We start from the raw sequence: 15,614 nt of genomic DNA, 5'->3' as shown, positions 1-15,614 counted from the left end.
TTATAATAAGCCCTCGGGATTGTCACAGGAGCCAGTTGGTTCAATGAGTTTTCCGTCAATGTAAGTCCGAAGTACATTGGTCTGGGAATATAGGATGTCTCCGTCGGTCAATACGATATCGGCATCCTTGCCGACAGCCAGGGAACCTACCCTGTCTTCGATACCGATATGTCTGGCAGGATTAATGGTAATTGCCTTTAAAGCCTCAAAGGGCTCCATGCCGGACTTTACAGCAAGGCCTGCACAAAGGGAAAGATACTGCTGCGGAGTTACCGGGTTGTCGGTAATGATGGAAACAGGAACTCCGGCCTTTGCCAGGATTCCGGGAGTAGTGAAGGATTTATTTTTTAATTCAAACTTAGTAGCATGGCTAAAGGAAGGTCCTACTGCAACGGGATAGCCTTCCTTTGCCAGTTCGCCGGCAATGAGATGACCTTCCGTACAGTGCTCTATAGTAAGCTTTAGATCAAATTCCTTAGCAATGCGGATGGCGGTAAAGATATCATCTGCCCTGTGGGCATGGGCCTTTAGCGGTATCTCGCGGTTTAATACCGGAAGCAGGGCTTCTAATTTCATGTTAAAGGCGGGCTTTTTACTTTTATCATCACCGGCACTTATAAGTTTCTCCTGGTATTCCCTTGCCTGGTAAAGGATTTCCCTAAGCTTGGCTGCAGTTGACATACGGGAGAAGTTATTCTTATCCTTATATATCCGTTTAGGATTCTCACCGAAGGCGCATTTCATTGCTGCCTTTTCTTTTATTATCATATTGTCGATCCGCGTGCCATACAGCTTAATGGCGGCAAAGGTACCTCCTAATACATTAGAGCTTCCCGGGCCCGTTGCCACACTGGTTACGCCGCCCTGTGCCGCCTGCAATAAAGCAGGGTCCATAGGGTTAATGGCATCAATGGCACGAAGATGGGGAGTTAAGATATCGTTCATTTCGTTGTAATCCTTACCCTCAAAGCCGATGCCATAGCCGGAAAGACCGATGTGGGAATGGGCCTCTACAAGACCGGGATATATCCATGAATCCCTGGCATCTATAACATTCATACCATCTTCCGGGGGAATATCCGGCTGTATCTTAGTAATTTTCCCGTCTATGGCTAAGATGTCCGCTATGTAGGGGATTTCGCTGACGGCATCATGTATCAGTCCGCCCTTAATTAACAAAGCTTCCATAATAATTCTCCTTATGCTGTATTTTTAGTCTGCTGAAATCGGAAGGATAGTCTATTTATAGACTACATATTCCTTGGGCGGTTTTCTGTAGCCTCTGACACGAAAACTGGTCGTATCCATTTTTCCCATGGTTATCATAAGAACGGGGACCTCATTTTCGGGAATATCAAATATTTCCCTTGCTTTTTCACTATCGAAGTAAATCATAGGACAGGTATCCCATTCCAGGTCTTTGGCAAGAAGCATGAAAAGCATGGCAGAAAGGGAAGCGTTACGGATTGCTTCATCGCTCTGGAAGGCGGCTCCTCCGCTTTCGTACAGAGCGAAAATAGCTGCAAGCATGTCATCATATTCTTTTTCATCGATAATATTTAAGAATTTGGAACTTTCATATATTTCAGAAGCCTTTTTATAAGCATCCAAATCACCGGTTACAATAATAACCGCTGAAGCAGTTGTTACTTTATACTGTCTGTAAGATGCCTGATACATCTTTTCTATAATTTCATCACTTTCCCCAACATAGTAATGGGCATGCTGCAAATTAAAGCAGGAAGGAGCCTGTGAAAGATTTTCAAAAATCGCTTCGAAATCCTTTCTGGGTATTTTTCCTCCCTTAATAAATTTGTTTGCAGATCTTCTTTCAGTTACTACCTTTAGAAATTCACTCATCTTTTGTTCCTTTCCGGCTGTGTTAAGAATAAAGAGCCTTTTGATATGGAAATCATAACGCTTTTAGAATGCTGTGTCAATCACACTGCCTTTATACAGTAAAGACAGAGATCGTTTTGTCCAGGCTGTCCGCCATATCATGCAGTCTGGTGATGCTGTCAGAAATAGTATTCATTACCTGCGTATGCTGTTCGGAGGAAGAGGTTATTTCTTCAATAGAACTGGATACCTCTTCGGTCTGCCTGGAAAGTTCTTTTAATAATATGGACAGGGTATCTTTCTTTGTGTTAATAGAATTATTATTCACAGCTATATATTGAATGTCCAGAACCAGCTTTTGCAATTCCTCTGCTATAAGGTGAAAAGAAGTTTCAGTCTGAGAAACGGTAGCATTGATATTTTCTGCACTTAAGGCATTTTTTCTAACAAAAGTTTCGGCATTTTCCGACTGGCTTTGAACCTCAAAGACCATTTTGCTGATAGTGTCTACAGCGCCTGCAGTTTCATTGGCAAGACTGCGTATTTCGCTTGCCACTACGGCAAATCCTTTACCCTGTTCACCTACTCTGGCGGCTTCAATGCTTGCGTTAAGTGCTAAAAGGTTGGTCTGCTCTGCTATCTGGGCAATAACAGTTACAATAGAGCCGATTTCCTGGGACTGCTTATGCATATTCTCTATTACTGACTCAAGCTGTCTGGAAGTGGTAGTATTTTCAAGGCTTGCTTCTTTTAAGGCACCTACGGATGCAAGACCGTTTTCCTTTAAGTGTAAGGTCTGGTCTGCAGTAAGCCTTGCATTTTCACTTTTACCTGCTGTTTCAAGGATATGTTCGCCAAGAGCATTCATTTCCGTGACACCTTCATAAATATCCTTAACCTGGTCATCACCGGCAGAAGCTATCTGGACAATAGAAGCCGCAATTGCCGCATTTGCTTCAGCCGCCAGATTATAGGAGTCTTTCAGATCGGATGAAAAACTGCTTAAGCTGTTACTGGATACGAGTATGGATTTAACCATATCATGAAAACGGTCAATTAAAAGATTGACGGAATCATTTAACAGCCGGGTCTCATCCTGTGCCTTGACATGGATTTTCTCAACGGTAAGATCGCCTTCTGAAACACGCTGCAGGGATTTGGCAATTTTTATTATGGGAGAGGTTATCCTTCTGGAAAATATCACAATAACCGACAGTGACAGAACCAGAATAATACCAAGAGAGGCTATATTGGTATAAAGGATACGGGTAGGACCTCTAAGAAGGTCGGAATCATAAATAACAGCAGTTACTACCCAATCCCAGGTCGGAAAGTACTCGGTATAAACAGTCCTGCTCTCAGATACGGTGCTGTTTTCGCTTGTCAGTGAATAATGCAGAGAGCCGCCACCGCTTTGGGCTGTTTTTATGATGTCCTGGATGATATGGCGTCCGTCCCTGGACTTCATGTCATAGATGTTATCCTTTAGAAAAGGGTGGTATAGGATATTGCCTTTGGAGTCGGTAATAAAGAAATAGCCATTTTTTCCAAGGCTGATAACAGGCTCTGAGTCTAGTGCAGAAGCAGTGGCACTGGAGGTGGCATCGGTATCGGACTTCGTATCTGCTGTACCTGCCATACCTGTGATGAACTCATTTATGGTATCCAGAGCGGCCTGCTTTGCCTGTTCCTCTGTCATCCAGGCGGAAGCTCCTGTGGTATAAGTATAATTCTTTTTTATCTCATATAAAGAAGTTTCGATGGCATTTTTTAACAGGATATCATTGGAGCGGTTAATTTCATTCCTGGAGATAATGTAGTCGATGAAAGAAATAACTAAGAGAGAAATAATAAGTGTCAAAGAAATTCTTAAAATCAGTTTTTTGGTTATACTCATTTTATTCATTTTCATATGTGCTCCCTTTATATAGTTTTTTAATAACAATAACTATTATATTATAAATTCGTAAGGGGATTTTGTCAGCATATTTTTTGAGTTTAATCAAAAAAATATTTAATAATGCATATTTCGACAAAATATCTGTAAATTATCTGGAAAAATAGTTGCTATTTCATGTGTTATTGTGAAAACAGGATACTATCTTACCGATGATTCTGGTATAATTAGGGTATTATATGATAGGTATCACAATACAGTTTAAAGGAGGAACAAGACTTTGTCTTTTGAGTCTCTGTCTGTTTTTCATCCGCTTACTGCCAGATGGTTTTTACAAAATCTCGGAGCGCCCACAAAAGTTCAGGAAGGTTCCTGGCCAGCTATTGCGGCGGGAGAGAATACCCTTGTATCTGCGCCCACAGGCACAGGTAAAACTCTGTCGGCCTTTCTTGTCTTTCTTGACAGGTTAAAAGAACAGGCAAGAGAGGGAACCTTAAAGCATGAGCTTCAGGTAATTTATATCTCTCCCTTAAAATCCCTTGCGGGGGATATCAGGGAGAACTTAAAAAAGCCTCTTAATGGTATTCTTAAGGAAGAGCGGGAGGCAGGCTGTGAGGAAAGTACCCCCTTTGATTTAAAGATTGCCATCCGCACCGGTGATACTACCCAGAGCGAGCGCAGGACTATGATTAAGACGCCGCCCCACATTCTCATTACAACACCGGAATCCCTCTATCTTCTTTTAACAAGCAAGTCAGGGCAGGGTATATTAAAGACGGCAAAGGCAGTAATTATTGATGAGCTTCATGCCTTGATTGATTCCAAAAGGGGAGCACATCTGATGCTTTCTCTTGCAAGGCTTGATATATTGTGCAAGGTGCCTTTGCAGCGTATCGGTCTTTCAGCTACCATTGAACCATTAGAGCTGGCAGCAGCCTACCTTTCTCCCGAACCGGTTACGGTTGTTGCGCCAAAGATGGAAAAGGCGGTAAAGATAGAAGTTACAAATCCGCTGCCCTATGGGAAGAAGGGTTCGAAAGACCCGATCTGGGAAGAAATCGCAGCGGCTATTTTTGATTACTGCCTTGGTACCAAGAGTGTTATTGCATTTGTGGAAGGGCGAAGGTATGCAGAGAAGCTTGCTTTTTATATCAATCAGTTAGGCGGGGAAGGCTTTGCCAGGACCCATCACGGAAGCCTGTCAAAGGAGCAGCGTCTTGAAGTAGAAACCTCTTTAAGAAATGGGGATTTAAGGCTTCTATGCGCTACTTCTTCTATGGAATTAGGAATTGATGTGGGGGAAATTGATGAAGTGTTCCAGATTGGATGTCCCCGTTCTATCTCCAGTACCCTGCAAAGACTGGGCAGAGCAGGGCATAATCCGGGGCGTGTCAGTGTGATGCACATATTCCCAAGAGCCTCATCGGAAGGCCTGTACTGCGGACTGACAGCAGAGGTGGCAAGGCAGGGAGGGGTGGAATATGCAGCTCCCCCAAGGCTTTGCTTTGATGTACTGGCACAGCATTTGGTATCTATGGCAACCGGAGATGGTTATAGTGTGGATGAGGTAATGGAAATAACAAAAAGGGCATATCCTTTTAGTGGGGTAAGCAAAGAAGATGTAAAAGACATTCTTTCCATGCTGGCGGGTGATTATGAGCATGAGAGGGATTTACCCGTACGCCCGAGACTTCTCTATGACAGGATTCATGAGAGAGTGGAAGGAGATGCCTACAGCCGGATGCTTGCCATATCGGCAGGAGGTACTATTCCGGACAGGGGACTTTACACCGTCAGAACGGAGGGCGGTGTGAAGCTTGGGGAGCTGGATGAGGAATTTATCTTTGAATCGAGAGTGGGAGAGCGTTTTCTTCTTGGCACCTTTGCCTGGAAGATTGTAAAGATTGATAAGGATACGGTGGTCGTGTCAGAGGCAGACACAGGTGGTGCTAAGCTGCCCTTTTGGAAAGGCGAGATAAAGGGAAGAGGACTTCGGACAGGACTTGCCTTCGGAAAGCTATTTAAGCGCCTGATGGAACGTTATGAAGAGGGGAAGCTTTATGAAGAGCTTTTGGGACTTGGACTGAATGAGCCTGCAGCAAAGGGAGCGGAAGACTTTCTAAAACATCAGATTGAAATAACCGGAATATTACCCGATGATACGACCATTCTTGTGGAGCATTTCAGGGATTCCAATGGAAGTAACCAGCTTATGGTTCATTCGGTTTTCGGGCGAAAGGTAAATGCGCCTCTTGCAATTCTGGCCCAGCATGCTGCCGTTAAGATGACAGGAATGAATATCGGCTATTGTGAGGATGATGACGGTTTTCTGTTGTTTCCTTATGGAACGGATGAAATGCCGGAAGGGGTGCTTAAGAATATCCATACCGAATCGGCAAGGGCAGTTTTGGAAGCAGCCCTTATGGCAACGCCTCTCTTTCATATCAATTTTCGCTACAATACTGCCAGAGCCCTTATGATGGGAGTAAAGAAAAGCGGAAGGACGCCTCTATGGCTGCAAAGGATGAGAAGTGCTGATATGCTGGATTCCCTGGTAAAAAAGGAGAACCACCCCCTTATCAGGGAAACGAAGCGGGAGTGCCTGGAAGATTACTGGGACATGGACGGAGTAGAGTATCTGCTCTCTAACATCCGCTCGGGGCAGATCAAAGTGGTGGAATTACAGCTTGATATGCCTTCTCCCATGTCACTTCCTTTCAGGCAGCAGACTGAAGCTGCCATGATGTATGATTATGCGCCTACCACTAAGGGAATTTATTCGGCGGTAGAGGATGCCCTAAAGCAGGCAGAAATGATATCTCCCTCCAAAGAAGAGCTAAGAAAGGTGTCCGAGAGAAATAAATTACCGGAGGATGAGAAGCAGCTTCATTCCCTTCTTATGATAGAAGGGGATTTAATAGCCGGGGAACTGGATATACCCATAGAATGGCTGGAAACCCTAATTGGGAAGGAACAGGTACTCTATATTGAGCCGGGACTTTGGATAGCAAAAGAGCAGGAAGAGAATTATAAAAAGGCTATTGAGGAAGCAGAGGAGGAAGAAAGGCTTGCGGTTATCAGGCGGCTGCTTCGTTACAGAGGGCCTTTATCAGCAGAGGAAATTGCAGAACGGTATTTGTTCACCGGGGAAGATGTTTTCTCTTTACTTACAAAGCTTTGCGGGAAGGAAGAAGCGGTAGAAGACGATGGATTGTATTATCACGCCGCACTTTATGATAAAGCCCGCAAAGAGACCATTAAGAAAAGAAGAGAGCAGGTAAAGACCCAGACAGAAGACAGGTATACGGCCCTCCTGACAGAGAAGGCTTTTACTGCCGGCACCAAAGAGGTGCAGTTGGAATATGCCGTCAAGCAGCTAAAGGATATAAGGTTTGCCCCTGCTCTTTGGGAGGGCGTCCTTTTTCCTGCAAGAGTGCCTGATTACCGGGAAGAGCAGTTAGACAAGCTGTTATCCCAGGGTAACTATTTCTGGAGGTTTCAGGAAAAAGAAGGACTTTCCTTTCATTCCTATGAGGATATCGACTGGGAGGCTCCCCTTGAAGAAAATCTTCAGGAGCTTTCAGGGAAAGAAAAGATTGTTTACGAGGCTCTTTTAAAGAGAGGAGCCAGCTTCATGCAAAGATTCAGAGAGCTTCTTAACGGGGAGTCTCCCTTTGAGGTCCTTCTTAGCATGGCAGAAAAAGGCCTTGTGTGTGCGGACAGCTTTCAGCCAATACGCTGGTGGCAGAATAGAGAGAAGCTGTTAAAGGTACCTGTAAGACAGCGGGTCGGCGTATATGCAAAAGCTATGACCACGGGGCGCTGGGAACTTGTAAGGCCTCTTAAAAGTCTTACAAGAGAGGAAGAACTGAAACGTTTATTTGACCGCAGCTTTATTCTAAGCAGGGAAACGGTTTCGGGAATGTCATGGGGAGAAGCGCTGGAACATTTAAGAATAGGTGAGTATACCGGACAGTTTAGAAGGGGATATTTTATAAAGGGCTTATCCGGTGTTCAGTTTATAAGGAAAGAAGACTTTGAAGGAATTTTGTATGCCATGGAGCATCCGAAGGAAGGGTTGATATGGCTTCCTGCTATTGATCCAGCCCAGCCCTATGGAAAGTGCTTGGCACATCAAAAGGAAAAAGCTTTTTTAAATGTGCCGGGAACCTTGGCGGCCCTAAAGACAGGAGTACCCGTCGCGGTAATGGAGCGTCAGGGCAAAGTCTTTAAGGTTTTTGACAGGAAGGAGACGGATTCTGTTCTGGAAACTTTTGTCCGGGGGTTTCATAAGAAGAGGCTGTTTCCAGGCATGAACAGGCTTTTAGTAAAAGAATATCCGAAAGAGCTGGAGGAAACTTTTAAGGAGTACGGTTTTAAAAAGGAAATGCAGGACTTGGTATTATACCGGGAATAAATGAGAATAACTTTATAGGAAAGAGATTGAACTAATGAACATTGTTATAGAGACAGGAAGAACAGAAGACATTGATGAGCTGGAAGAACTTTATAACGGATTAAATGAGGCCCTGGCGGCTGGAATAAATTATCCGGGGTGGAAAAAGGGCGTCTATCCGGTAAGGGAAAATGCAGAAGAGGGCATACAGGCAGGTTGTCTTTATGTGACAAGATGTGAAGGGAGAATTGCCGGAACGGTGATTCTAAATCATGAGCCGGAAGAAGGTTACCATACCGCCCCTTGGAAAGCGGAGGCAGGGTATGATAAGATTACAGTAATTCATACTCTGGCAGTACATCCTGCATTTACCGGGAGCGGAATCGGAAAAGCTTTGATGGAGTTTTCTGTAAGCCACAGCAGGCAAATGGGGATGAAGGCTATACGCCTGGATGTCTATGAGAATAATGCTCCGGCAATCCGGCTTTATGAGAGCTGTGGCTTTGAATATATTGGGACTGTGGACCTGGGTTATGGAGAGCATGGACTTCATTGGTTTAAGCTGTACGAAAAGCTGCTCTAATAGTATTGATAAATAAATCTTATAAATTATATTGTCGGGAAAGCGTAAATAAGGTAAAATAGTTAGGGGAAAATAATGTAATACACAGTTAATACGAAATATTCAGATATAATAGGAAAGGAGAAGAAAATGAACGATTACAGAAAAGAATATGAAAAATGGCTTGCAGCATCCTCACTGGATGCGGATTTAAAGAAAGAGCTGGAGGAAATAAAGGATAGGGAGGATGAGATAAAGGACAGGTTTTATTGTGATTTATCTTTTGGTACTGCCGGGCTTAGAGGAATCCTTGGAGCCGGAACAAACCGCATGAATAAAAATGTGGTAGGAAGAGCAACCAAAGCCTTAGGTATGGTCATTAAGAGCCAGGGAGAAGACTTTGCAAAAAAAGGTGTAGCAATAGCCCATGACTGCCGTATTATGTCCCCGGAATTTGCCGAGATGTGTGCCCTTATCTTTAACAGCATGGGTATCAAGGTATATTTATTTGATTCTTTAAGACCTACACCGGAATTATCCTATGCAGTACGTTACTATAAGTGTGCGGCAGGAATTAACATAACAGCCAGCCATAATCCTAAAATTTATAATGGATATAAGGTATACTGGGAGGAAGGTTCTCAGATAAAGTCCGGTATTGCTAACCAGATATTAGAGGAAATCGGTAAGCTCGACCTTTTTGAAGAAGCTGTACTTCCAACAAGGGAAGAAGCAATAGAAAAGGGACTTCTTGTTATTATCAATAAAGAAGTAGATGAAAGCTTCTATGAAAAGACCATGTCCATCTCCCTTAGGGACAGTGAAGTAGATAAAAACATCGGAGTTGTGTATACACCTTTAAACGGAGCCGGAAACATTCCTGTCCGTACAGTTCTTGAAAGAATGGGTTATACCAATGTTCATATAGTAAAAGAACAGGAATTGCCGGATGGAACCTTCCCCACCATAGCTTATCCCAATCCGGAAGACCATGCTGCCTTTGCTTTAAGTGAGAAGCTTGCTTTGGAAGTTGGCGCAGATGTACTGATTGCCACAGACCCGGATTGTGACAGACTTGCTGTTGAGGTGGTTCAGAACGGTAAAATTGAAGCTTTAAACGGTAATCAGGTAGGAGTTTTAATTATCAACTATCTGCTGACCTCCATGGCAGAAAAGGGAACTCTTCCGAAAAATGCAGCTATGGTAAAATCCATTGTTACAGGAGAAATGGGAAGTGCCATTGCAAAGGCTTACGGGGTTAAGATGTTTAACGTGCTTACCGGATTTAAGAATATCTGTGCTCTTTCCAATGAATGGGACAGTACAAAGGAATATACTTACGTATTCGGATATGAGGAGAGTATCGGTTACAATGTCGGCAGCTATTTAAGAGATAAAGATGGTGTAGGAGCAACTCTTATCCTGACAGAAATGGCAGGTTACTATAAGAAACAAGGCAAGACTCTCATTGATGTCTTAAACGGGCTGTATGAGAAGTACGGCTATTACCGTGAAAATACCATTTCCATCGTGTTAGAAGGTATTGAAGGACAGGAGAGAATAGGAAGAATGATGGTGGAATACCGTAAGAACAACGCAGGCTCCATCGGAAGCTCCAAGCTTGTTACGGTCACCGATTATCTGACTTCCGAAGCTGCGGACGTACTTACAGGAGAGAAGAGTACCGTTGATATAGAAAAGACCGACGCCGTACAATTCACTTTTGATGACGGCTGCTGGTATACCTTAAGACCCTCCGGTACGGAACCTAAAATCAAGTTATACATTTATACAAAGGCAGATACCGCTGCAAAGGCAGAGGATAAGCTAAAGGAAATCGAGACAAAGGTACTTGAAGTATTACATGGTATCCAGTAATTAAGAAAAGAAGTGATCCGGGCTGTCGGGAAGAAAATCCGGCAGCCCGGTTTTTTGATGAATTATTATTATTTAGTATAAAACAAAAAGGAAATACTTGAAAAAATACATGATAATTACTATAATGGAATTACATGGTAAATTCTTACTATGCACGAAACTATAAATCAAAATGAAAAGACAAAATGAAAAAGGCAAACCTGCCGAAAGACAGGGACGCAAAGCTACGGGCCTAAGACGAAAGTTACGGCAGCCGGGTTGCCATGATACATACCAGGTCCATGGCTTAGCTGTGGACCTTTTTTTGTTTTATTATGGCAAAAAAAGCCTTTTCATCAACTCAAAAGAAAAGGAGAGAGTGTATGGAAAAATTTAGTATTAGTGTTTCGGGAAATGCATTGAAAATCGTGTTGGACGGAAAGTTTGGAGACGAGGATATCGCAAGCTTTGGAGTAGCCTATCAGAAGGCTGTCAGTAAAATCAATCCGGCACAGGTGAGCCTTGAGCTGGATGCCAGAAACATGGGAGTTATTACGCAGGATAAGCAGGACAAATTAAAAGGATTTTTTATTCTCTACAAACAGACAGGCTTTAAAAAAGTAACACTTCGTATGACGGATAGTGCAATCTTAGCAATGCAGGTCAGAAGACTTGCAAAGGAAGCCGGTATAGAGGATTTCGAAATTAAATAATCATACGTACCGGAGGGGAAAATTGGCATGATACAGGTAAAGATAAGAGACATTGCAGTAAGCCATGGGAAACGTATAGTGGATAATGAGCCATATTTGGAACATTTTCGTAAGAGAGGAAAGGATGTTGAGCATTTTCTAAGAGATGTAATCGGAAGAGAGAAGAGGTTTCTCTTTGAGGATGAAGGAGGAAATACCTTGACCCTTTCCCTGGAGGCAGTTAACAATTTATTGGACAAGACAGGACTTACCGGTTCGGATATGGATATGATAATTTTATCAAGCCAGCTTCCGGAATATACAGCCCCTCCCACCTCAATTAAGATACACAGTGCAATCGGCGGTAAAAATGAATGTATATGCTATGATGTTAATTCCAATTGCTGCGGAATGGCACTGGCCCTTGAGCAGGCTGCAAAATATATGGCACTTACTCCGCATGTGGAAAGAGTGCTGCTCGTTGGCTGTGATTACATCAATATGATGATTGATGAAGAGGAAGAAAATCTTTACGGTCATTACGGAGACGCCGCTTGTGCTCTGATTATGGAAAGGACAGAGGAAGATGCCGGTATCGTGGATTCAGTGTGTACAGTCAAATCAGAAGGAGTAGACGTAGCCCTTTTTCCGGGCTGCGGTTTTTCCAACATCCTTCGTGTGAAGAACAAAAAAGATATGCTGATCAAGTTCGTTCCGCCTACCGAGGATGTTCCGGCTTCCGCAGGAGAAGCAATAAACACCCTGTTAAAGAGAAATGGGATGACAAAGGATAATATCAGCATGTTCTGCTTTTCCCAGTATGCGCTTATTAATATCCGTAAAATCAGGGAGAATTTCGGGATTGATGAGGCACACAGCCTTTATATCGGAGATGAATATGGCTATACGGGGACCAGCAGCCCCTTTATTACTTTGTACGAATCCATTAACAGAGGGTTTGTAAAGAGAGGGGATTATATTTTAATATGGACCATTGGCTGCGGCTCCCAGAACATCGGACTGTTGTGTAAGTATTAAAGAATGACACAAATTAGGGGGAGAAATTATGTTTAATACAAAAACTCTGGCAGAGGTCATGGAGGAAGTATGCCTTAAGTACAAGGACCGGGAAGCGTTGGTGTTCCCTAAGAAAAAAGAAACTTACACATTCACCCGGTTAATAGAGGAAAGCAATGCCTATGCGAAAGGATTGCTTGCCCTGGGTGTAAAAAAAGGGGATCACATGGCTATTCTTGCCTTAAATTCACCGGAATGGGTTATTCTTGAATTAGCGGCGGCCAGAATAGGAGCGGTACTGGTGTGCCTTAACACTGCCAGTACCAAAAGTGAGTTATTCTATGTGCTAAAGCAGTCGGAGTGCTCGCTTATATTTCTTACCAAAGGGTTTAAAGATATTAGTTTTTTAGATAACCTGACAGAACTTTGCCCTATGCTTAACATCTGTGAGCCGGGAAAACTTCAGTCGGCAGAACTGCCCTGCCTTAAAACAGTGGTGTTAATGGACGATTCCGAATTAAAGGGAGCATATAATCTGAATGAGGTTAAGGAACTGGGCAAAAGCATAGGGAAGTCTTACTTCATTGAGGCTGGCAGGAAGGTTACGGCAAAGGAACCTTTGAATATCTTTTATACCTCCGGCACCACAGGGAATCCTAAGGGAGTTGTATTAAGCCATTTTGCGGCTGTGAATAATGCACTTGTATCGGGAGAGCGCATGGAATATGACGAAGATGACAGGATACTTTTATGCCTGCCTCTGTTTCATGTAATCGGATTTATACTTAGTACCTTTGCGGGACTTTTCTTTGGAGCTTCCATTGTGGTGGAAGAGCGGTTTGAGACGAAAAAGGCACTGTCGCTCATTACAAAGGAGAACTGTACGGTATTTAACGGTGTTCCTTCCATGTTCCAGTTTATGTTAAGCAGTGACTTAAGCGGTCATGACTTATCCAGTCTGTCCAAAGGTTTTATCGCAGGCGCCTGCTGCAGCAATGAGTTAATGGGAAGAATCATCGAAGAATTAGGCATCGGGACCATAGCAAATCTGTATGGGCAGACAGAAGCCATCGGTATTACACAGATTTCTTCTTATGATGAGGCGGAATACCGCCTGCATAGCATAGGAAGGCCTTTGCCCGGTGTGGAAATCAAGGTGATAGATATTGCAAGCGGTGAAGAGGTTTCCATAGGGGAAAAAGGGGAGCTTCTTGTAAAATCCACTTACATCATGAGCGGTTACTACCGCAATCAGGAAGCTACCGATAGGACGCTTGATCAGGAAGGATGGCTTCATACAGGTGACCTTGTAAGCGTTAACAGCGAAGGATTTATTTATATCGAGGGACGTATTAAGGATATCATCATCCGCGGAGGGGAAAATATTTCTCCGGCAGAAATTGAAAATGTTCTGAAGCGCCATGAAGGAATATTTGATGCTGCGGTAATATCAGTGCCTGATGAACTGCTGGGAGAGGAAATCTGCGCCTTTGTCATATCTGCGGCCGGTTATATATCAAACGCAGAAGAAATAAGGGAGTATGCTTCCCATCACCTTGCCAGGTTTAAAATACCGAAATACATCAAATTCGTCAAAGAATTTCCGGTGACTTCAAGCGGAAAGATCAAGAAAGCAGTTTTAAGAGAACAGATAAAAAATGAATTTGCCCAGGTTTTAAACAGAGAACCTGCGGTTATGGTAAAACTATAAGATATCCGGAAAAATACCCGGAAAAGTACCCTGTAAGCCAGACACAAACGAATTGTGTTTGATCTGCAGGGTACTTTTTTGTTTAGCTGATTAAAAATATATGAAAAAAACGTTGACAAAAAGGCTTACATTTTATAAAATAAGTTCATTAATAATTCATATTATTCATATAAAGATAATAGGAATTATACAAAAGATAAAGTATTGGAATTGCTTGGGCATATGCATAATAAAATAATTAAGAGCAGGCAATAAGAGGGGGGTTACAACATGAATATTGATGTGCTGAAGGAATATGCACCAGCGTACTTTAGCGCAGCGGGACTTACGGTGAGAATTGCCCTGATTGGCATTGCAGGTTCTTTTCTTGTGGGGCTTTTATGCAGTCTTATCCGGTATTATAAGATACCCGGCTTACGGCAGATTGCCGGTGTATATATTGAATTATCCAGAAACACCCCACTGCTTATACAGTTGTTCTTTCTTTATTTCGGATTACCGAAAATCGGAATCCTTCTTAGTTCAGAGACCTGTGCCATAACAGGCTTAATCTTTCTTGGAGGAAGCTATATGGCAGAAGCCTTTCGCAGCGGACTGGAAGCGGTACCGAATATACAGATAGAATCGGCATTAAGCTTAGGACTTACAAAGGGTCAGGTAATAGGGTATATTTTGCTGCCCCAGGCGGTTTCCGTGTCCATACCGGCCTTTGCAGCAAATGTCATATTCCTGATAAAAGAAACTTCGGTATTTAGTGCCGTTGCACTGGCTGATTTAATGTATACGGCAAAGTCGTTCATCGGAATGTCCTATAATACGGATGAAGCACTTTTTATGCTGGTACTGTCCTATCTTGGCATACTGCTTCCCATTTCCGTGATATTTACAATAATAGAAAGGAAATTAAGGTATGCAGGATTTGGGAATTAGGGTGTTGTTTGAAGGAAAAAATCTGATAAGGCTCTTAGAGGGCTTATGGGTAACCATTGAGATATCCCTTCTGTCCGTATTAATCTCTATGATTCTTGGCATTGTTCTTGGAATGATTATGACAGTAAAAAACCCGCTGGTTAAGGCAGTTACAAGATTGTATCTGGAATTTGTACGCATCATGCCGCAGCTGGTATTGCTGTTTCTGGTCTATTTTGGAATGACAAGGGCATTTCATGTTAATTTATCCGGTGAAGTGTCGGCAGTTATTGTATTTTCCATTTGGGGAACAGCGGAAATGGGGGATTTGGTCAGAAGTGCCCTCATCTCGATTCCGGCACACCAGTATGAGAGCGGAAGAGCATTAGGGCTTACGGAAGGCCAGATATACCGTTATATCGTAATACCCCAGACAATCAGGAGACTGGTTCCCCTTGCCATTAACCTGGCAACCAGAATGATAAAGACTACCTCTTTAATTGCACTGATTGGAGTGATTGAGGTGGTAAAGGTAGGGCAGCAGATAATTGAAGCTTCCCGTCTGTCAGTTCCGTCAGCAGCACTTTGGATATATGGTGTTATCTTCTTTTTGTATTTTATTATCTGTTATCCGGTTGCAAAGCTGGCAGCAAGACTTGAGAAGGCCTGGAATACCGTATAACGGGAAAAAGGTAAAAGGGAAATCGTAAAATGATAGAAACGGCAGCAAAATA

11 protein-coding genes and 1 riboswitch are annotated in these 15,614 nt (G+C 43.0%); of the genes, 8 read left to right on the top strand and 3 right to left on the bottom strand.

Annotated elements, in window-relative coordinates; genetic code table 11:
• The 3 genes from BUF11_RS07735 to BUF11_RS07725 all read right to left on the bottom strand — a co-directional run bounded on the left by BUF11_RS07735 (position 1) and on the right by BUF11_RS07725 (position 3,751).
• Positions 1 to 1,188 (bottom strand): amidohydrolase, encoded by a 1,188-nt coding sequence (locus BUF11_RS07735; RefSeq protein ID WP_073588259.1) that lies wholly within the window; start codon positions 1,186 to 1,188, stop codon positions 1 to 3.
• 51 nt (positions 1,189 to 1,239) lie between these two features.
• Positions 1,240 to 1,860 carry a nitroreductase family protein gene (locus BUF11_RS07730; protein ID WP_073588258.1) on the bottom strand — a complete coding sequence of 207 codons (621 nt, stop codon included), beginning with the start codon at positions 1,858 to 1,860 and terminating at the stop codon, positions 1,240 to 1,242.
• A gap of 91 nt (positions 1,861 to 1,951) precedes the next feature.
• Entirely contained in the window at positions 1,952 to 3,751 is a 1,800-nt protein-coding gene (locus BUF11_RS07725; RefSeq protein ID WP_073588257.1) for a methyl-accepting chemotaxis protein, read from the bottom strand.
• Positions 3,752 to 4,016: 265 nt separating this feature from the next.
• Between BUF11_RS07725 and BUF11_RS07720 the strand changes: the two genes are divergently transcribed.
• The 8 genes from BUF11_RS07720 (at position 4,017) to BUF11_RS07685 (ending at position 15,562) form a co-directional block, all read left to right on the top strand.
• Positions 4,017 to 8,153: a DEAD/DEAH box helicase gene (locus BUF11_RS07720; RefSeq protein ID WP_073588256.1), complete on the top strand. Its 4,137-nt coding sequence runs from the start codon at positions 4,017 to 4,019 to the stop codon at positions 8,151 to 8,153.
• Between the two features lie 34 nt (positions 8,154 to 8,187).
• Positions 8,188 to 8,715 (top strand): GNAT family N-acetyltransferase, encoded by a 528-nt coding sequence (locus BUF11_RS07715; RefSeq protein ID WP_073588255.1) that lies wholly within the window; start codon positions 8,188 to 8,190, stop codon positions 8,713 to 8,715.
• Between the two features lie 129 nt (positions 8,716 to 8,844).
• Positions 8,845 to 10,572: a phospho-sugar mutase gene (locus BUF11_RS07710; protein WP_073588254.1), complete on the top strand. Its 1,728-nt coding sequence runs from the start codon at positions 8,845 to 8,847 to the stop codon at positions 10,570 to 10,572.
• Positions 10,573 to 10,755: 183 nt separating this feature from the next.
• Positions 10,756 to 10,838: riboswitch (cyclic di-GMP riboswitch) on the top strand.
• A 96-nt stretch (positions 10,839 to 10,934) separates the two neighbouring features.
• On the top strand, positions 10,935 to 11,264 hold the full coding sequence (locus tag BUF11_RS07705; RefSeq protein WP_073588253.1) for a hypothetical protein: 330 nt from the start codon (positions 10,935 to 10,937) through the stop codon (positions 11,262 to 11,264).
• A gap of 27 nt (positions 11,265 to 11,291) precedes the next feature.
• Positions 11,292 to 12,281, top strand: coding sequence for a 3-oxoacyl-[acyl-carrier-protein] synthase III C-terminal domain-containing protein (locus BUF11_RS07700; protein WP_073588252.1), 990 nt, complete (start codon positions 11,292 to 11,294; stop codon positions 12,279 to 12,281).
• A 28-nt stretch (positions 12,282 to 12,309) separates the two neighbouring features.
• The gene (locus BUF11_RS07695; protein ID WP_073588251.1) at positions 12,310 to 13,971 is read left to right on the top strand and encodes an AMP-binding protein; all 1,662 of its coding nucleotides are present in this window, start codon (positions 12,310 to 12,312) and stop codon (positions 13,969 to 13,971) included.
• Between the two features lie 270 nt (positions 13,972 to 14,241).
• Positions 14,242 to 14,901, top strand: a complete 660-nt coding sequence (locus tag BUF11_RS07690) for an amino acid ABC transporter permease (RefSeq protein ID WP_073588250.1) — start codon at positions 14,242 to 14,244, stop codon at positions 14,899 to 14,901.
• Complete coding sequence (locus BUF11_RS07685; protein WP_073588249.1) at positions 14,882 to 15,562, top strand: amino acid ABC transporter permease; 681 nt, start codon at positions 14,882 to 14,884, stop codon at positions 15,560 to 15,562. The genes BUF11_RS07690 and BUF11_RS07685 overlap by 20 nt, the downstream gene beginning before the upstream one ends.
• Positions 15,563 to 15,614 lie beyond the last annotated feature (52 nt).

It is taken from the genome of Anaerocolumna xylanovorans DSM 12503 (genome assembly GCF_900143645.1).
Lineage (GTDB): Bacteria > Bacillota > Clostridia > Lachnospirales > Lachnospiraceae > Anaerocolumna > Anaerocolumna xylanovorans.
Note: the sequence above shows the minus strand (reverse complement) of the source record. Positions and strands in the feature narration are given on the sequence as shown.

Excerpts from the sequence above, each read along its gene's own strand:
- BUF11_RS07735 (WP_073588259.1), bottom strand. The coding sequence starts at position 1,188 with ATGGAAGCTTTGTTAATTAAGGGCGGACTGATACATGATGCCGTCAGC.
- BUF11_RS07730 (WP_073588258.1), bottom strand. The coding sequence starts at position 1,860 with ATGAGTGAATTTCTAAAGGTAGTAACTGAAAGAAGATCTGCAAACAAA.
- BUF11_RS07725 (WP_073588257.1), bottom strand. The coding sequence starts at position 3,751 with ATGAAAATGAATAAAATGAGTATAACCAAAAAACTGATTTTAAGAATT.
- BUF11_RS07715 (WP_073588255.1), top strand. The coding sequence starts at position 8,188 with ATGAACATTGTTATAGAGACAGGAAGAACAGAAGACATTGATGAGCTG.
- BUF11_RS07710 (WP_073588254.1), top strand. The coding sequence starts at position 8,845 with ATGAACGATTACAGAAAAGAATATGAAAAATGGCTTGCAGCATCCTCA.
- BUF11_RS07705 (WP_073588253.1), top strand. The coding sequence starts at position 10,935 with ATGGAAAAATTTAGTATTAGTGTTTCGGGAAATGCATTGAAAATCGTG.
- BUF11_RS07700 (WP_073588252.1), top strand. The coding sequence starts at position 11,292 with ATGATACAGGTAAAGATAAGAGACATTGCAGTAAGCCATGGGAAACGT.
- BUF11_RS07695 (WP_073588251.1), top strand. The coding sequence starts at position 12,310 with ATGTTTAATACAAAAACTCTGGCAGAGGTCATGGAGGAAGTATGCCTT.
- BUF11_RS07690 (WP_073588250.1), top strand. The coding sequence starts at position 14,242 with ATGAATATTGATGTGCTGAAGGAATATGCACCAGCGTACTTTAGCGCA.
- BUF11_RS07685 (WP_073588249.1), top strand. The coding sequence starts at position 14,882 with ATGCAGGATTTGGGAATTAGGGTGTTGTTTGAAGGAAAAAATCTGATA.